Source organism: Streptomyces sp. NBC_00370 (assembly GCF_036084755.1).
Classification (GTDB): Bacteria; Actinomycetota; Actinomycetes; order Streptomycetales; family Streptomycetaceae; genus Streptomyces.
The window spans coordinates 4,889,198-4,906,712 of the sequence record NZ_CP107968.1 but is presented as its reverse complement, the minus strand read 5'-3'; the positions used below and the strand labels follow the sequence as shown (position 1 = coordinate 4,906,712).

The following is a 17,515-nucleotide window of genomic DNA, read 5'->3' as shown; positions in this document are numbered from 1 at the left end:
GGGCCTGCCTCAGGTGGTCGGGAGCCTGCCTCAGGTGGTCGGGAGGTGGTCGAGACGGCGGAGGATGACGCCTTCGCGCAGCGCCCAGGGGCAGATCTCCAGGGTGCCGACCCGGAACAGATCCATCGCCGCCTCGGCGACCAGCGCTCCGGCCAGCAGCTGAGGGGCCCGGCCCGACGAGACGCCCGGCAGCCCCGCGCGCTGCTCCGCCGTCATGCCGGTCAGCTTCGGAACCCATTCCTCCAGTGACGAACGACTCAATTCGCGCTGGACGTAAAGCCCCTCCGCCGAGCGGGCCGCGCCGGCGATCCTGGCGAGCTGCCGGAAGGTCTTGGACGTCGCCACCACATGGTCGGGACTGCCGAACCTGGCGAACTCGCCGACGATACGGGCGATCTCGGCCCGCACATGGCGGCGCAGCGCCCGTACGTCCGTCGGGTCCGGCGGATCGGCCGGCAGCCAGCCCGCCGTCAGCCGGCCGGCGCCCAGCGGCAGCGAGACGGCGGTGTCGGGCGCCTCGTCGATGCCGTAGCCGATCTCCAGCGAGCCGCCGCCGATGTCGAGCACCAGCAGCTTGCCCGCCGACCAGCCGAACCAGCGGCGGGCGGCGAGGAAGGTGAGCCGGGCCTCCTCCTCGCCGGTGAGCACCTGGAGGTCGACACCGGTCTCGGCCCTGACCCGGGTGAGGACGACCTCGACGTTGCTGGCGTCCCGCACGGCCGAGGTCGCGAAGGCCAGCACGTCCTCGCAGCCCTGGTCCTCGGCTGCCTGGGCGGCCTCGGCGATCGTCGCGACCAGCCGGTCCAGCCCCTCCGCCCCGATCGCACCGTCCCCGTCGAGGAGTTCGGCGAGCCTCAGCTCCGCCTTGTGTGAGTGCGCGGGCAGCGGGCGCGCGCCGCGGTGGGCGTCCACCGCGAGCAGATGAACGGTGTTCGAACCGACATCGAGGACTCCGAGTCTCATGGGCGGAACGCTATCGCCGTCACGCGCATACGCTGGGGCTTGTGCCAAAGACGAAAAAGGCGAAGCAGGGCAAAGCCAGTGCCCCGGACAAGCAGAATCCGCGCCGGAACGACGAGAAGGGCTTGGACTTCGCCCGGGCCTGGGTCGAATTCCCGGACCCGGCCGACGACGAGCAGATCTTCCGCTGCGACCTGACCTGGCTCACCTCACGGTGGACATGCATCTTCGGCAGCGGCTGCCAGGGCATCGAGGCGGGCCGCGCCGATGACGGCTGCTGCACGCTGGGGGCGCATTTCTCGGACGAGGACGACGAGAAGCGCGTCGCTGGGCATGTGGCGCGCCTCACCCCCGAGCTGTGGCAGTTCCATGACGAGGGGACATCGACGGGCTGGACCCAGACCGACGACGACGGTGAGCGCCAGACGCGCCGCTGGCAGGGCTCCTGCATCTTCCAGAACCGTCCCGGCTTCGCGGGCGGCGCCGGCTGTTCGCTGCACATCCTCGCGCTGCGCGAGGGCCGCGAGCCGCTGGAGACGAAGCCGGACGTGTGCTGGCAGCTGCCGGTGCGCCGCACGTACGACTGGATCGACCGGCCGGACGACACGCGCGTGCTGCGGGTGTCGATCGGCGAGTACGACCGGCGCGGCTGGGGTCCCGGCGGCCATGACCTGCACTGGTGGTGCACGTCCGCGACGTCGGCGCACGGCGCGGGCGAGCCGGTCTACAAGACGTACCGCCCCGAGCTGACCGAGCTGATGGGCAAGGAGGGGTACGACGTGCTGGCCGAGCTGTGCGAGCGGCGCGTCGCGACCGAGCTGCCGCTGGTGGCGCCGCACCCGGCGGACCCGGTCAGGCCGTAGTCACGCTCAGCCGGTCCTGGCCGGCTGCTGCCCCGAGCCGCCGGTCGGGTCCGCCGGGGGCGGGCCCGGCGGCTCGGGGGTGGTGGAGGCCGGCGGGGTCGGGTCCGTCGGGGTGGTCGGTCCCGAGGAGCCGGGGTCCGTGGGCGCCGACGAACCGGGGTCCGGGCTGCCCGGCCGGGTGGGCCTGCCGGGTCCTGGATGACCGGGATTGCCGCCGTGGTGCCCGCCGCCGCCCTGGCCGCCGCCCGGATGTCCGCCGTTCCCGCCGTGCCCGCCGTGGCCGCCTCCGCCGTGGTGCCCCGGCTTTCCCGGGTGGCCCGGCTTCCCTGAGCCGCCCGGGGTGCCCGGCTGGTCCGAGGAGGGCGGCAGGGCGCCGTAGCCGTCGATCCGTACGACCGAGCCGGTGGGGTACAGCGCGATCCGCGCCGTCCACGGTCCGGCCGGCTCGCGCGCGTGGTCCACGACGGCCTGGATCGTGACGGACCGGCCGGGGGCGAGGGTGCCGGAGTTACGGCTCAGCCGCAGCCAGTTCGCCCCGGTCGTCGCCGCCCACGTGACCGGCGCGCCGCCCGTCGCCCTGAGCGTGATCGTCGTCACGTCGCCGCTGGACGAGGCGGAGACGGCGAGGCCGGCGGCGCCAGCGCCCGGCCGGCCCGTCCCGGTGGGCGGTACGGACGTACCGTCGCTGATGACCTCGACGGACACGTCAGGGGAGCGGCTGCCCGCCGTGAAGCGGGACCCCGGGCTGGCGTTGCCCGCGTTCTCGAACCGGTCGTACGGCTGCCCGTCGACCCGCCCTGGCCCGTCCTGACCGCCCGCGCTGATCGAGGCGCCGTTGTGCCCCTCTCCCGTCTGCGGCGCGCTGCGGTACGCCGCCCACAGGGCGAGTACGGGGGCGGCGACGACGGTCGCCACGACCGTCGTCGTCACGGCGCGGGCCCGCAGCCGGTCGCGGCGCGCCGCGCGGTCCTTGGGGTCCATCGGGAAACCGTTTCGCCCGAAGCGCGGTGCGGTGCCGCGGGCCCGTGGCGCGTGGATCATCGCGGTGTAGGCGGCGGCGCGCGGCGCCTCGACGAACGGCAGGACGGCGGGCGCCCTGGGGGTCGTGGCGCGCGACGCTCCCTGCGCCGCCGCGGTGCCCGCGCCCGGCCAGGGACCCGACGCCTCGACGTGCTCGGCGGCGCGCCGGCAGCGCGGGCAGTCGTCCACGTGCCGCACGAGCTCGCGACGGAGCGTGGCCGACAGCAGCACCTGGCTGTCGCCGGTGAGCCGGGCGACGGAGGGGCAGTTGCCGCTCTCGACGACGGCGAGCGCGGCGCGGGTGCGCTCCACCTCGCAGGCAGCCGACGCCAACAGCTCGCGGGCGGCCATCAGTTCCATCGACAGGACGGCGGCGACGTCGCGCGGGCCGAGCTGGTGGCGTACGGCCAGCTCCAGGATCTCGCGCTGCTCGGGTGTGGTCCCCGCCGCCTCCGGCCAGGCCAGCATGGCCAGTTCGCGGCGGCGGCGCTCGGCGGTCTCCGGGGCGACGGCCGGGTCGCACGCCGAAGGCGTCGCGTCCGGCGCCGGCGCCGGGCCCTTCACATGCGCGCCTTGACGGCTGGTGCGCTGTTCGGTGAGCTTGCGAAGACACGCCCAACGGGCGAGCGCATAGAGCCAGGCCTTGCGCTCCCCCTCGGCCGAGGGACAGCGGCCGAACTGCCTCTCGGAGAGCGACAGGACGTCACCGAGCACCTCGATCGCGGCGTCGTGGTCGCACAGTACGGAGAGGCAGTAGGTGAACAGCCCGTCCAGATAAGGCTCGTAGCGCTCGGGCGGGCGCTGCGCCACCGAACGGGGCGCACGACGGGGCGCACGATGTACGCCGGTGGTGTGCATGGAGGTCTCGGGACTGCTGCTCGTCACCTGGCGACGGTAGACAGAGAAATGCGCGCCCTCCGCCCCCCTTGAGCACATTTAATCCGTATGAGTGAAGCTGTCGGCGATGGTGGGGAAGCGTCCCGTGACCGCTGTGGTCGGCGTTGTCAGTGGGGGCCTATACGGTGACGCCATGGCCACCCGTACGAAGACCGCCAAGGACCGGCCGTCCTACCGCTGCACCGAATGCGGCTGGACGACCGTCAAATGGCTCGGCCGCTGCCCCGAGTGCCAGGCCTGGGGGACGGTCGAGGAGTACGGCGCGCCCGCCGTGCGGACCACGGCCGCGGGGCGGGTCTCCACGGCCGCGCTGCCCATCGGCCAGGTCGACGGCCGTACGGCGACGGCGCGCTCGACGGGCGTGCCCGAGCTGGACCGGGTGCTCGGCGGCGGTCTCGTACCCGGCGCCGTCGTGCTGCTCGCGGGCGAACCGGGCGTGGGCAAGTCGACGCTGCTGCTGGACGTCGCGGCGAAGGCCGCCGACGAGGGGCACAAGACGCTGTATGTGACCGGCGAGGAGTCGGCCAGCCAGGTGCGGCTGCGCGCCGACCGGATCAAGGCCATCGACGACCATCTCTATCTCGCGGCCGAGACGGACCTGTCGTCCGTGCTCGGTCATCTCGACGCCGTCAAACCCGCCCTGCTGGTGCTGGACTCCGTACAGACCGTCGCCTCGCCGGAGATCGACGGCGCGCCCGGCGGGATGGCGCAGGTCCGCGAGGTCGCGGGGGCGCTGATCCGCGCGTCGAAGGAGCGCGGCATGTCCACGATCCTGGTGGGCCATGTCACCAAGGACGGCGCCATCGCCGGGCCCCGGCTGCTGGAGCACCTGGTGGACGTGGTGCTGTCGTTCGAGGGCGACCGGCACGCCCGGCTGCGGCTGGTGCGCGGTATCAAGAACCGGTACGGGGCGACCGACGAGGTCGGCTGCTTCGAGCTGCACGACGAGGGGATCACCGGACTCGCCGACCCGTCGGGGCTGTTCCTCACCCGGCGTGACGAGCCCGTGCCCGGCACCTGTCTGACCGTCACGCTCGAAGGCCGCAGGCCGCTGGTTGCCGAGGTGCAGGCGCTGACCGTCGATTCGCAGATCCCGTCACCCCGGCGCACGACCTCGGGTCTTGAGACCTCCCGGGTGTCGATGATGCTGGCCGTGCTGGAGCAGCGCGGACGGATCAGTGCGCTGGGCAAACGGGACATCTACTGCGCCACGGTCGGCGGGGTGAAGCTGTCCGAGCCCGCCGCCGATCTCGCGGTGGCGCTCGCGCTGGCCTCGGCCGCCGGCGACACCCCGCTGCCGAAGAACCTCGTCGCGATCGGCGAGGTGGGGCTCGCGGGTGAGGTCAGACGGGTCACCGGCGTGCAGCGCAGGCTCTCCGAAGCCCATCGGCTGGGCTTCACCCACGCCCTCGTACCGCGCGATCCGGGCAAGATCCCGGCCGGTATGAAGGTCATAGAAGTCGCCGACATAGGTGAAGCGCTGAGGGCCCTGCCGCGCCGGGGTCGCGCCGAGGCACCACGGGAGGACAACGCGCGCCGGTAGACTTTGCCCTGGTCTCGCCCATCCGTACGAGCCGGAGGAATGCAGTGGCAGCCAACGACCGGGCATCAGCACCCGGAAAGTCCGGCGCGGGCTCCGGCAACGAAGCTTTGATGCGCGCCTCGCTGAGCGCCGTCGCGCCTGGAATGGCGCTGCGCGACGGCCTGGAGCGGATCCTGCGCGGCAACACCGGCGGTCTGATCGTCCTCGGCATGGACAAGACCGTCGAGTCGATGTGCACGGGCGGGTTCGTGCTGGATGTGGAGTTCACCGCCACGCGCCTGCGCGAGCTGTGCAAGCTCGACGGCGCGCTCATCCTAGACAAGGACATCACGAAGATCCTGCGGGCCGGCGTGCAGCTGGTCCCCGAGTCCTCGATCCCCACCGAGGAGACCGGCACCCGGCACCGCACGGCCGACCGCGTCTCCAAGCAGTGCGGGTTCCCCGTCGTCTCGGTCTCGCAGTCGATGCGGCTGATCGCCCTGTACGTGAACGGTGAGCGCCGGGTCCTGGAGGAGTCGGCGGCGATCCTCTCCCGCGCGAACCAGGCGCTGGCGACGCTGGAGCGCTACAAGCTGCGGCTCGACGAGGTCGCCGGGACGCTCTCCGCGCTGGAGATCGAGGATCTGGTGACGGTCCGTGACGTCACGGCTGTCGCGCAGCGCCTGGAGATGGTGCGCAGGATCGCCACGGAGATCGCGGAGTACGTGGTGGAGCTGGGCACCGACGGCCGGCTGCTCTCCCTCCAGCTGGACGAGTTGATCGCGGGCGTGGAGCCGGAGCGCGAGCTGGTCGTACGGGACTACGTCCCGGAGCCGACGGCGAAGCGCTCGCGCACGGTGGACGAGGCCTTGGCGGACCTGGGCTCGCCCAGCCACGCCGAGCTGCTGGAACTGGCCGTGGTGGCGCGCGCGTTGGGCTACAGCGGATCACCGGAGACGCTGGACTCTGCGGTGTCGCCGCGCGGTTACCGGCTGCTGGCGAAGGTGCCGCGGCTGCCCGGCGCCATCATCGAGCGGCTCGTGGAGCACTTCGGCGGTCTGCAGAAGCTGCTCGCCGCGAGCGTGGACGACCTGCAGACGGTCGACGGGGTCGGCGAGGCCCGCGCCCGCAGCGTCCGCGAGGGCCTGTCCCGGCTGGCGGAGTCGTCGATCCTGGAGCGCTACGTCTAGGTCCTGTCCGGCCTAGCAGGCGTCCGCGATCTGTCGCCCGCCGGGAGCGCCCGGCCGGGCCGGACCGGCCTCAGTCCTTGTCGAGGCGGATGGACTTCTGGCCGAGCTGCACCGAGGCGCCCGCCGACTTGATCTCCACCAGGTAGGTGCCGGGCCCCACGGCCTTCGCCTTGGCCGCCGGGGTCGGGCAGTTCGGTGCGCTCTGCTTGCGGTCCCACTGCACGACCCGGGTGATCGTCGCGCCGGCCGGGACCTCGAAGTACGCGCTGCCGGTCTTCGGGCAGTCCTTGGACGACCAGACGTCGTCGTCATCGGCGTTGGTGACGGTCAGTACGACCGCCTTCGGCCCGAAGTCCGCCTTGCAGGCGGTGTTCGACGTGTTCGTGGCGACGAGCCGGAACGCCGGCTTCTCGCCCGGCGCGTAGGCGACCTTCGTACTGTCGAGCCGCAGCGTGAGGGAGTTGCGCGCGCAGGTGGGGAGCGTCGAGCTGACCGGTACCTGGCGGCCGGTGCTGCCTGCCGTACCGCCCGCGCCACCCGTGCCCGTACCGCCCGCCGCTGTCCCGCCGGCGCCGCCCGACCCCGTACCGCCGGGGGGCTGGGTCGCGCCGGGGCCCGTGCCGCCGCCGGACGTGCCCGACGTGTCGCCGTTCTTGTCGCCGTCACCGCCGCCGGTGGCACCGCTGCCGGTGCCGCCCGACTCGTCGCGCCCGCCCGGCTGTTCGCTGATGGCGGGTCCTGAGCCCGAGGGGCCAGGGGTGATCGAGGTCGCGGGGGCCGCGCCGCCGTTGTTGTCGTCGGGCTTCTTCTTCCCGCCGCCGCCCTGGGTGACGATCCACACGATCAGGAGCGCGAGCAGCGCAACCAGCGTCGCCGCTACTGCCCTCCGTCGCCAGTAGATGGAGGAGGGAAGCGGCCCGACCGGATTGCGCATAGATCCCACGGCGCAAACTGTACGAGAGATCAGGGCCAACTCCTGCCCCACATGCCGCTCGTCTCGGCAAGTTTTACGGATCATCATCCCGGGGTGGCGACCGGGGCATCCGCTTTCGTCCAGTACGTTCCCCGCCGCGCCGCCCGCCACGGCCCCCCGCCGCGTTCCCTCACCGCCGTGCGCGGGGCTGATCGCCCAGGGCCGCCGGAGCATGCCAGGATCGGTGCTGCCATGACTGTTACTCCTGCGACGACCGCCGCATCCCCCAGCCCGGACGACCCGGCCGCCCTGCACACTCCCGTCATCGCGTGGTTCGAGACGCACGCGCGCGACCTGCCCTGGCGCCGCCCCGAAGCGGGCGCCTGGGGCGTGATGGTCAGTGAGTTCATGCTCCAGCAGACCCCGGTGAGCCGGGTGCTGCCCGTCTACGAGCAGTGGCTCGCCCGCTGGCCGCGCCCCGCCGACCTGGCGGCCGAGCCCCCCGGCGAGGCGGTGCGCGCCTGGGGCAGACTCGGCTACCCGCGCAGGGCTCTGCGGCTGCACGGGGCGGCGCAGGCGATAACGGAACGGTACGGCGGTGACGTACCGCGCGAGCACGGGCAGCTGCTCGCGCTGCCCGGCATCGGCGAGTACACGGCCGCCGCCGTCGCCTCGTTCGCGTACGGGCAGCGCCATGCCGTGCTCGACACGAATGTGCGCCGGGTCTTCGCCCGCGCCGTCACGGGTACGCAGTACCCGCCGAACGCGACGACGGCGGCCGAGCGCAAACTCGCCCGCGCGCTACTGCCCGCCGACAGCGGCACGGCCGCGCGCTGGGCCGCTGCTTCGATGGAGCTGGGCGCCCTGCTCTGCACGGCGAAGAACGAGTCCTGCGAGCGCTGCCCGATCGCGACCGCCTGCGCCTGGCGGCTGGCGGGCAAGCCGGCCCACGAGGGCGCGGCGCGGCGCGGCCAGACGTACGCGGGCACCGACCGGCAGGTGCGCGGCAAGCTGCTCGCCGTGCTGCGCGAGGCCGTGACGCCGGTGGAGCAGCGGGTGCTCGACGCGGTGTGGGACGAACCGGTGCAGCGGGCGCGTGCGCTGGACGGTCTCGTCGCCGACGGACTGGTCGAACCGCTGGAGCACGGCAGGTACCAACTGCCGCAGAGGTAACCGAGGTACAGAGGTACAGAGGTAACAAGGACAGCGCCGCGTGGACCCGTGCCCGGTCCGGCCCCCCGCCGGTCGGGCATTTGTCCGGTCGTTACACAACCGATGGACAGCCGTGCGCCCGCCTATGGCTGACCCGCACAGCCCCGTGACAACAGCTCCGTAATTTCTGGTGTGGCAGAGAACGGCGGGGAAGGTCCAGGGGTCGGAGGCGGTTGGCATGGCGCACGGTGAGGTAATCGGTTTCGAGGAGTACGTACGGACACGGCAGGACGCCCTGCTGCGCAGCGCCCGGCGGCTCGTGCCCGATCCCGTCGACGCCCAGGACCTGCTGCAGACCGCGCTGGCGCGTACGTACCGCCGCTGGGACGGCATCGCCGACAAGTCGCTGGCCGACGCCTATCTGCGCCGCGTCATGATCAACACCCGTACCGAGTGGTGGCGGGCGCGCAAGCTCGACGAGATCCCCACCGAGCAGCTGCCCGACGCGAGCATCGAGGACGGCACCGAGCAGCACGCCGACCGGGCCCTGCTGATGGACATCCTGTCCGTGCTGGCACCCAAGCAGCGCAGTGTGGTCGTCCTGCGACACTGGGAGCAGATGAGCACGGAGGAGACCGCCGCCGCGCTCGGAATGTCTGCGGGTACGGTCAAGAGCACGCTGCACCGGGCGCTGGCCCGGCTCCGCGAGGAGCTGGAGAGCCGGCGGTGCGAAGAGGATCGTGAGGGACGGGGGCAGGAGAGGTGCGCGGCCTGAGAAGCGGATCGTTGGCGGCGAGCGGTACGGCACTGGCCGGGCTCGCCGCCTTCGGCCTGCTCACGACCGGTTGCTCGGCGGGCGGTACGGGCACGAGGGACGAGGGTCCCGCGGCGCCGGCGCCCCTGGAGCGCGGTGTGCCCACCCCGTCGGTCTCCGCGTCGCCACCCCCCAAGTCGGTGGACGCCGTGGCGCTGCTGCGCAGGGACCCGGCGGTCAGCGAGCGCGTCAAGGCCGGTCTGAAGCCGTGCGACAAGGACGCGTACCCGGTGGACACCTCGTACGGCGATCTCACCGGCAGCACCGCCCACTACGTGGTGGTCAATGTCATGACGTGCGGCGACGCGATGGGCGTCGGGACGTACGTGTACCGCGAGGACCCGGCCGACACCCTGACCGGCGGGTACCGGAACGTGTTCGCCGCCGAGGAACCCGCCGTCTACGCCACCATCGACCGGGGCGAGCTGGTCGTCACCCAGCCCGTGTACGCGAAGGGCGACTCGGTGTCGTACCCGTCGAGCGAGGACGTGGTGACCTACGCCTGGACGAACACCAAGTTCACCGAGCGCTACCGGGTGCGCAACAGCTACAGCAGGGCGGTCGGGGGCGGCGGTCTCGACGAACCGGAGCCCGAGCCCGAGTCCGAGTCCGGTTCCGGTTCCGGGCAGACCGTACCGAGCGAGAACTGAGAGCTGAGAGCCACGGCAATGGCCGACACCCATGTCCTGTTCGTCGAGGACGACGACGTCATCCGCGAAGCCACCCAGCTCGCGCTGGAGCGCGACGGCTTCGTGGTCACAGCGGTCCAGGACGGACTCGCCGGCCTGGACGCCTTCCGCAGCGACCGGCCCGACATCGCCCTGCTCGACGTGATGGTGCCGGGGCTCGACGGGGTCAGCCTGTGCCGGCGGATCCGCGACGAGTCGACGGTGCCCGTGATCATGCTGTCGGCGCGCGCCGACTCGATCGACGTGGTGCTCGGCCTGGAGGCCGGGGCCGACGACTACGTGACGAAGCCGTTCGACGGCGCCGTCCTGGTCGCCCGGATCCGCGCCGTGCTGCGCCGGTTCGGCCATGCCGGCGGACCCGCGCCCGGCCAGGACCGGCAGCCGGAGCCCGGCGCCAGGGGCGGCGTGCTGACCTTCGGGAACGTGGAGATCGACACGGAGGGCATGGAGGTCCGCAGGGCCGGCCGCCCGGTGTCGCTGACGCCGACCGAGATGCGGCTGCTGCTGGAGTTCTCCGCCGCGCCCGGCACGGTCTTCTCGCGTGACAGACTGCTCGAACGCGTGTGGGACTACGGCTGGGGCGGTGACACGCGCGTCGTGGACGTCCACGTACAGCGACTGCGCACGAAGATCGGCCAGGACCGGATCGAGACCGTCCGCGGCTTCGGCTACAAGCTCAAGGCATGAAGCGACTCCTGATGCGGCTCCTCATATGAAGCGACTCGCCCTGCGCACCGGGGTCCGGTGGAAGATCAGCATCGCCATCGCCGTCGTCGGCGCGCTCGTCGCGGCGGCGCTGAGCCTCGTGGTGCACAACGCGGCCCGTGTCTCGATGCTCGACAACGCGCGCGAGGTGCAGCTGGAGCGGCTGCTGTTCGCGCAGCGGATGTACGACACCACCAAGGACGCCAAGTTCAACACGAAGATCAACGACCCGGCGCTGCCCCGGGACCTCCAGGACAAGACGCGGCACGGCCGCCGCGCCACCTATGTCCAGGACACCGGCGGCGGCCCCGACGTCTGGGCGGCCGTCCCGCTCGGCAACGGCGCGGTGCTGTCGCTGCACAGCAGGTTCGCCGGACGGTCCACGGCGATCATGACGGACCTGGACCGGGCGCTGCTCATCGGCTCGGTCTCGGTGGTCTTCGGTGGCTGCGCGCTGGGCGTGCTGATCGGCGGCCAGCTCTCGCGGCGGCTGCGGAAGGCGGCGGCAGCGGCGGGCCGGGTCGCGCAGGGCAACACGGACGTACGGGTCGGTGACGCGGTCGGCGGGATCGTGCGCGACGAGACCGACGATCTGGCCGGCGCCGTCGACGCGCTGACCGATGCGCTGAACGAACGGATCGAGGCGGAGCGCCGGGTCACCGCCGACATCGCGCACGAGCTGCGCACGCCGGTGACGGGTCTGCTCACGGCGGCCGAGCTGCTGCCGCCGGGGCGCCCGACCGAGCTGGTGCGTGACCGGGCGCAGGCGATGCGGACCCTCGTCGAGGACGTCCTGGAGGTGGCCCGGCTCGACAGCGCCTCGGAACGTGCCGAGCTGCAGGAGATCGCCCTCGGCGAGTTCGTGGCGCGCCGGGTGGCGACGCTGGACCCCGCGGTGACGATCCGGCTGGTGCAGGACTCGTTCGTCAACACGGATCCGCGGCGGCTCGAACGCATCCTGGGCAATCTGCTGGCCAACGCGGCCAAGCACGGCGGTACGCCGGTCGAGGTGACCGTCGAGGGCCGGGTCGTCCGGATAAGGGACCACGGCCCGGGTTTCCCCGACGCGCTGCTGCGCGAGGGCCCCAGCAGGTTCCGTACGGGCGCGACCGACCGCGCGGGCCACGGCCACGGCCTGGGGCTGACCATCGCGGCCGGCCAGGCGCGGGTCCTCGGCGCACGGCTGACCTTCCGCAACGCCGGGCCCGAGAGCCTGGAGGCCGAACCGGGCGAGCCGGGAGGCGCGGTCGCGGTGCTCTGGCTGCCGGAACACGCACCCACGAACACCGGCAGCTTCCCGATGATCAAATTCCCCGACCAGCCGTGACGTGCCCTCGCCGCCGTACCGCGACGGTGGCTAGGACCATTCCTTGTCGAGGTCCAGATCGCCGCTCTGCCGGGCCTGGGTGAAGGAGAACCAGTTGCCCGAGTCGTCGCGCAGGATCGCCTCCGTGCCGTACGGGCGCTCCTGCGGCGGCTGCAGGAACTCGACGCCGCGCGCCTTGAGCGTCGCGTAGTCCCCGTGGATGTCGTCGGTGGCCAGCACACCCGCGCCGAGGACGCCCTTGGCGACGAGCTTCCTGACCGCCTCGGCCGACTCCTCGTCCATGGCGGGGGCGCCGGGCACCATCAGGGTGAGCGTCACGTCCGGCTGGTCCTTGGCGCCGACGGTGAGCCAGCGCATGCCGCCCTCACCCATGGTCATGTCGGTGCGCAGCTCGAAGCCGAGCTTCTCCGTGTAGAACTCCTTCGCCCTGTCGTGGTCCAGAACCCAGACGGTGGCGATGGCGAGACCCTTGATCATGACGCGCTCCTCGGATTCGGCGGTCCTGTACGGCCGTGCTGCCACCGTAGGCGCCGGGTCCGTCAGCCGGCTTCTTCAGAATTGCGGTCCCTGCCGGGGAACCCGCCGGCCCACAGCATCGCGTAGCACCCCGGTATCAGCGCGGCGCCGCGTCCCGCGTGCTTCGCGCGGTACTCACCGGGGGTGCACCCCGTCTGCCGCTTGAACAGCGTCGTGAAGCTGCCGAGACTGCCGAAGCCGACCAGCGCGCAGATCTCCGTCACGGTGAGGTTGGCCGACCGCAGCAGCTCCTCGGCGCGCTCGACCCGCCGGGCGGACAGATAGCGGCCGGGCGTCTGCCCGTAGACCGCCTTGAAGGCCCGCACGAAGTGGTAGCGCGAGTAGCCGGCGTGGGCGGCCACCGCGGCCAGGTCGAGCGGCTCGGCCCAGTCCCGGTCCATGGCGTCCTTGGCCCGGCGCAGCTGCCGCAGATGGGCGAGATGCGCGAGCCCCGGCGCCGTACCCGCGCCCACCCCCGCACCCGCGCCCCCGCCCGCTCCCGTGCTCCCCATGGTTCCGATGGTGGCACGCACCACTGACAACGGCCCCCGGCGCTCAGCGCCGGGGGCCGTCAGGAGTGGGGAGGGGTGTCAGGCGGACTGGGAGACCTTGCCGTCGGCCGTGGCCGTGGCCGCTGCCGCCGGGGCAGCGCCGTCGGTGGCGGCGGGCTTGGGGGCGGCGCCCCTGAGCGGGGTCTCCTTGACGAACCAGGCGGCGGCGAAGGCGATCACGGCGATGGCAGCGCCCAGGGTGAACGAGGCGTGCGTACCGACCGCCACCGCGTGCTGGTAGGCCTCGCGCATCGCGTCCGGCAGCTTCGCCAGGCTCGCCGCGTCCAGCTGCGCCGACTGGAGCGCGGGTGCGCCCTGTCCTGCGGCGTGGGCGCTGGCGGCCATCTCGTTCTGCACGCGGCTGGTGAACAGCGCGCCCATGATCGCGACACCGAAGGAGCTGCCGAGCGTACGGAAGAGGGTCGTGGACGAGGAGGCGACGCCCATGTCCTTCATCTCGACGCTGTTCTGCGCGACGAGCATCGTGATCTGCATCAGGAAGCCCATGCCCGCGCCGAGCACCGCCATGTAGATGCCGGAGGTCAGCCGGCTGGTGTCGGTGTCCATCGTGGAGAGCAGGTAGAGACCGACGACCATCAGGCCGCCGCCCAGGATCGGGAAGATCTTGTACTTGCCCGTGTTGGTGGTGACGCGTCCCGCGATCAGCGAGATGACCATCATCGCCAGCAGCATCGGCAGGAGCAGCAGACCGGAGTTGGTGGCCGAGGCGCCCTGCACCGCCTGCTGGTAGAGCGGCAGGAAGAGCGTCGCGCCGAACATCACGAAGCCGGTCACGAATCCGATCAGCGACATGACGGTGAAGTTGCGGCTGCGGAAGATGTGCAGCGGCATGATCGGCTCGGGCGCCCTGGTCTGGACGACGACGAAGCCGATGAGGGCGACGACACCCAGCGCGATGAGCTCCATGATGATCGCGGACGACCAGTCGTACTGCGTGCCGCCCCAGGTGGTGACGAGCACGATGGCGGTGATGCCGACGGTCAGCAGGCCCGCGCCGAGATAGTCGACCTTGACCTTGGAGCGGTCCTTCTTCTCCAGGTGCAGCACGGTCGTGATCATGATCAGCGCGACGGCACCGAGCGGGATGTTGATGTAGAAGCTCCAGCGCCAGCCGAGGTGGTCGGTGATGGTGCCGCCGACCAGCGGTCCGCCGATCATGGCGAGGGCCATCACGCCGGCCATCATGCCCTGGTACTTACCGCGCTCGCGGGGCGGGATGAGGTCACCGATGATCGCCATGACGCCGACCATCAGACCGCCCGCGCCGAGGCCCTGGATGGCCCGGAAGCCGATCAGCTCGTTCATGTTCTGTGCCATACCGCTCAGCACGGAGCCGATCAGGAAGATCACGATCGAGGTGAGGAAGACTCCCTTGCGGCCGTACAGGTCGCCGAGCTTGCCCCAGATCGGTGTCGACGCCGCCGTCGCCAGGGTGTACGCGGTTACCACCCAGGACAGATGTTCCAGTCCGCCCAGCTCACCGACGATGGTCGGCATCGCGGTGCCGACGATCATGTTGTCCAGCATGGCCAGCAGCATGGCGATCATCAGCGCCAGCAGTACGACCCGTACGCTGCGCGGCTGAGGTTCGGCCTTGGCCGGCTTGTCTTTCGACAGCTTCCCCGTAGAAGTCATGGTCCCCACTCGTTTCCTGGAACTTACTTGCCGCCCGGCAAGTTGGTTACACTGGGAAGGTAGCCTCGTACTAGCCGGGCGTCAAGTAAGTAATTCTCAGGAGAGTCGCATGGGCAGCACGCAGCACCCACGTAGGGGGGACACCCGCCGGCGGATCCAGGACGTGGCCCTGGAACTGTTCGTGGAGCAGGGGTACGAGAAGACCTCGCTGCGGGAGATCGCCGAACGGCTCGACGTCACGAAGGCGGCGCTGTACTACCACTTCAAGACCAAGGAAGACATCCTGGTCAGCCTGTTCGAGGACCTGGCGCGGCCGCTCGACGAGCTGATCGCCTGGGCGAAGGAACAGCCCCAGACGCTGGAGGCCAAGCAGGAGATCCTGCGCCGCTACAGCGAGGCGCTGCAGGGCGCGACACCGCTGTTCCGGTTCATGCAGGAGAACCAGGCCGAGGTACGCGACCTCAGCATCGGCGAGACCTTCAAGGGCCGCATGATGGGGCTCGCCAGTCTGCTGCTGGTCCCGGAACCCTCACTGATCGACCGGGTCCGCTGCTCGTCGGCGCTCTTCACGATGCACGCGGGCATGTTCGCCCTGCGGGACGTCGAAGGCGACCCCGAGGAGAAGCGGAATGCCATCCTTGAGGTCGCCATCGAATTGATCAGCCAGGCCTACCAGCGGTCCGGCTCGGATCCGAGCGTCACACCTTGACGCCGACGGAGTGCAGGAACGTGACCGGGTTGATCGCCGAGCCGTAGTTCGGGGTCGTCCGGATCTCGAAGTGCACGTGCGGGCCGGTCGTGTTGCCGGTGTTGCCGGACAGGGCGATCTGCTCGCCCGTCTTGACCTGCTCGCCTATGTGCACCTGAACCTTCGACAGGTGCGCGTACTGCGAGTACTTGCCGTTCGAGTGCTTGATCACGACGGCGTTGCCGTAGGCCGGACCGTCACCCGCGCCGTTGCCGCCCGCCTTCACGACGGTGCCGGTGTGCACGGCGTGCACGGGGGTGCCGATCGGCACCGCGTAGTCCTGGCCCGAGTGCTTGTGCGCCCAGCGGTTGCCCGCGTCGTCGAACTTCGCCGTGAGCTGGTACTTCGAGACGGGGTCGATCCAGGAAGCGGCCTTCTTCGCCGCCGCCTTCTTCACCGCCGCCGCCTTCGCGACCTTGGCCTGCTTGGCGTGGACGGCGGCCGTGGCCTGCGCGTCCGCCTGCTTCTGTACGGCGGTGACGGCCGAGATGTCGGAAGCGGCCGAAACGTTGGACACCTTACCGAGCGAGGCGGCGCCGGCGCCGGCATCGCTGCCGGTCGCTGCGAACGCGGCCCCGGCCCCGGACGCCATCGCCACACCCAGTCCTGCGGCCAGCACAACGGCGCGGGTACGCATGACGGACGAGCGGGAAGAACGGGACTGTGTGCGCTGCGACATACGGAATGAACCTCCGGGCAAGAATGGACCCGGCACGGGAAGCCGGGCTGACCACACCTTGATAACCCGGCCGCCCATCTCCCCCCAAAACGCCCATCTACGACATGGCGTCGTAGCCGTGGTCACGGCAGTCCGGCCCTTGACGCCGCCACCACGCGTCCATGCGGCGCATCGAATGCACCGATTAATGCGAAATGCCAAACATGCGGCACTATTCCGGCTAGTAGCGCGGAAAACGCCTGTGCGCCTTGTCACGGCCGCCGGGCACTAAGGCTGTCCGATTCGGGACCAAGGGCCTTACCTGTCGCCCGGCGCATTTCCCCGCCCCCGCATTACCCGCGGCGTAATCGACCCCGGACATGCCCCGCCGCAGGATGGATCCCGCACCGGAGCCCCACGGAGCCGAACGGGAAGGGCCAGGACCATGCCGTACTTCACCACGCCGACCGACGACAGCCGGCTGCACTACATCGACCACGGACCGCGGAACGGCCCCACGACCGTCTTTCTGAGCAGCAACTACCTCGGCTCCGAGATGTGGGAGCGGCAGACCGTCCCGCTGGCCGAGGCCGGCCACCGCTGCGTCGGCATCGACCGGCGCGGGCACGGCCGCTCGGACGACGTCTGGGACGGCTTCGACCTGGACACGCTCGCCGCGGACGTCGCCGCCCTGCTGGACCTGCTCGATCTGCGGGAGGTCACCCTGGTCGGCCACTCCATGGGCGGCGTCGAAGCGGTCCGCTACCTCACCCGGTACGGCGGGCGCGGGCGGGTGGCCAGGCTGGCACTGGTGGCGAGCATCGCCCCCGGATTGGCCGCATCGGCCACCAACCCCGACGGGATGACACCCGCCGAGCTACGGGCGTCGAGCGACTGGTTCCGCCGGGACAGGCTGGACTTCTTCGAGAGCGGCGCCGACTCCTTCTTCGCCTCCCACCTCCCCGGCAACGAGGTCTCCCCCGCGTACGTGCGGCACATGGTGGGACGCTGCGCCGTCTCCACCCTGCGGGCCGGGCTCGCGATGCAGGACATCGGAGCGAGCGTCGATCTGACGCCGGAGCTCCCGGAGATCGGCCTGCCGGCCCTGGTCCTGCACGGCACGCACGACACCTCGGCGCCGATCGAATTCACCGGGCGCAGGTCGGCGGAGCTGCTGCCCGACGCGGCCCTGCGGGTGTACGAGAACGGCGGCCACGGCATGTTCGCCACGCACGCCGCCCGGCTGACCGCCGACCTGCGGTCGTTCGCCGACGGGGTACTGCCGGCCTGAGCGCGCCGCGAGGCACCTGGGCACAGCGGAAAAGGGGCTGCCC

General features: G+C 71.5%; 17 protein-coding genes. 10 read left to right on the top strand and 7 right to left on the bottom strand.

Annotated features, from left to right (window positions below; translation table 11 throughout):
* Positions 1 to 30: 30 nt before the first annotated feature.
* Entirely contained in the window at positions 31 to 963 is a 933-nt protein-coding gene (locus OHS57_RS21920; RefSeq protein WP_328583088.1) for a Ppx/GppA phosphatase family protein, read from the bottom strand.
* Positions 964 to 1,004: 41 nt separating this feature from the next.
* Between OHS57_RS21920 and OHS57_RS21915 the strand changes: the two genes are divergently transcribed.
* Positions 1,005 to 1,823, top strand: a complete 819-nt coding sequence (locus OHS57_RS21915; protein ID WP_041986237.1) for a hypothetical protein — start codon at positions 1,005 to 1,007, stop codon at positions 1,821 to 1,823.
* A 6-nt stretch (positions 1,824 to 1,829) separates the two neighbouring features.
* Here OHS57_RS21915 and OHS57_RS21910 read toward each other — a convergent pair whose 3' ends face one another.
* Positions 1,830 to 3,728 (bottom strand): BACON domain-containing protein, encoded by a 1,899-nt coding sequence (locus tag OHS57_RS21910; protein WP_328583087.1) that lies wholly within the window; start codon positions 3,726 to 3,728, stop codon positions 1,830 to 1,832.
* Positions 3,729 to 3,873: 145 nt separating this feature from the next.
* On the opposite strand from OHS57_RS21910, the gene radA reads away from it, so the two are divergent.
* Both radA and disA read left to right on the top strand, forming a co-directional pair.
* Entirely contained in the window at positions 3,874 to 5,283 is a 1,410-nt protein-coding gene (gene radA, locus OHS57_RS21905) for a DNA repair protein RadA (protein WP_041986239.1), read from the top strand.
* Between the two features lie 44 nt (positions 5,284 to 5,327).
* Positions 5,328 to 6,452 carry a DNA integrity scanning diadenylate cyclase DisA gene (gene disA, locus OHS57_RS21900; RefSeq protein ID WP_041986243.1) on the top strand — a complete coding sequence of 375 codons (1,125 nt, stop codon included), beginning with the start codon at positions 5,328 to 5,330 and terminating at the stop codon, positions 6,450 to 6,452.
* Between the two features lie 70 nt (positions 6,453 to 6,522).
* Here disA and OHS57_RS21895 read toward each other — a convergent pair whose 3' ends face one another.
* A complete protein-coding gene (locus OHS57_RS21895) occupies positions 6,523 to 7,386 on the bottom strand; it encodes a hypothetical protein (RefSeq protein WP_328585128.1) in 864 nt (287 codons plus the stop codon).
* Between the two features lie 231 nt (positions 7,387 to 7,617).
* Here OHS57_RS21895 and OHS57_RS21890 point away from each other — a divergent pair, with 231 nt between their 5' ends.
* From OHS57_RS21890 to cseC, 5 genes are all read left to right on the top strand, one after another.
* Positions 7,618 to 8,538 (top strand): A/G-specific adenine glycosylase, encoded by a 921-nt coding sequence (locus OHS57_RS21890; protein WP_041986249.1) that lies wholly within the window; start codon positions 7,618 to 7,620, stop codon positions 8,536 to 8,538.
* 217 nt (positions 8,539 to 8,755) lie between these two features.
* Positions 8,756 to 9,292 carry a SigE family RNA polymerase sigma factor gene (locus OHS57_RS21885; RefSeq protein ID WP_041986253.1) on the top strand — a complete coding sequence of 179 codons (537 nt, stop codon included), beginning with the start codon at positions 8,756 to 8,758 and terminating at the stop codon, positions 9,290 to 9,292.
* Complete coding sequence (locus OHS57_RS21880; protein ID WP_328583086.1) at positions 9,280 to 9,981, top strand: hypothetical protein; 702 nt, start codon at positions 9,280 to 9,282, stop codon at positions 9,979 to 9,981. Before OHS57_RS21885 ends, OHS57_RS21880 begins: the two co-directional genes overlap by 13 nt.
* 18 nt (positions 9,982 to 9,999) lie before the next feature.
* On the top strand, positions 10,000 to 10,707 hold the full coding sequence (cseB, locus tag OHS57_RS21875; protein WP_041986258.1) for a two-component system response regulator CseB: 708 nt from the start codon (positions 10,000 to 10,002) through the stop codon (positions 10,705 to 10,707).
* Between the two features lie 25 nt (positions 10,708 to 10,732).
* On the top strand, positions 10,733 to 12,052 hold the full coding sequence (gene cseC / locus OHS57_RS21870; RefSeq protein ID WP_328583085.1) for a two-component system sensor histidine kinase CseC: 1,320 nt from the start codon (positions 10,733 to 10,735) through the stop codon (positions 12,050 to 12,052).
* A 30-nt stretch (positions 12,053 to 12,082) separates the two neighbouring features.
* Here cseC and OHS57_RS21865 read toward each other — a convergent pair whose 3' ends face one another.
* The 3 genes from OHS57_RS21865 to OHS57_RS21855 all read right to left on the bottom strand — a co-directional run bounded on the left by OHS57_RS21865 (position 12,083) and on the right by OHS57_RS21855 (position 14,775).
* On the bottom strand, positions 12,083 to 12,529 hold the full coding sequence (locus tag OHS57_RS21865) for a VOC family protein (protein WP_328583084.1): 447 nt from the start codon (positions 12,527 to 12,529) through the stop codon (positions 12,083 to 12,085).
* Between the two features lie 62 nt (positions 12,530 to 12,591).
* Positions 12,592 to 12,969 carry a helix-turn-helix transcriptional regulator gene (locus OHS57_RS21860; protein ID WP_328585127.1) on the bottom strand — a complete coding sequence of 126 codons (378 nt, stop codon included), beginning with the start codon at positions 12,967 to 12,969 and terminating at the stop codon, positions 12,592 to 12,594.
* Between the two features lie 189 nt (positions 12,970 to 13,158).
* Complete coding sequence (locus OHS57_RS21855; RefSeq protein ID WP_328583083.1) at positions 13,159 to 14,775, bottom strand: MDR family MFS transporter; 1,617 nt, start codon at positions 14,773 to 14,775, stop codon at positions 13,159 to 13,161.
* Between the two features lie 109 nt (positions 14,776 to 14,884).
* On the opposite strand from OHS57_RS21855, the gene OHS57_RS21850 reads away from it, so the two are divergent.
* On the top strand, positions 14,885 to 15,484 hold the full coding sequence (locus OHS57_RS21850; protein WP_041986269.1) for a TetR/AcrR family transcriptional regulator: 600 nt from the start codon (positions 14,885 to 14,887) through the stop codon (positions 15,482 to 15,484).
* On the opposite strand, the gene OHS57_RS21845 is transcribed toward OHS57_RS21850, so the two are convergent.
* Complete coding sequence (locus OHS57_RS21845; RefSeq protein WP_041986273.1) at positions 15,474 to 16,202, bottom strand: M23 family metallopeptidase; 729 nt, start codon at positions 16,200 to 16,202, stop codon at positions 15,474 to 15,476. The two genes, OHS57_RS21850 and OHS57_RS21845, sit on opposite strands and share 11 nt — an antisense overlap.
* Positions 16,203 to 16,626: 424 nt before the next feature.
* On the opposite strand from OHS57_RS21845, the gene OHS57_RS21840 reads away from it, so the two are divergent.
* Complete coding sequence (locus tag OHS57_RS21840) at positions 16,627 to 17,472, top strand: alpha/beta fold hydrolase (protein ID WP_328583082.1); 846 nt, start codon at positions 16,627 to 16,629, stop codon at positions 17,470 to 17,472.
* Positions 17,473 to 17,515 lie beyond the last annotated feature (43 nt).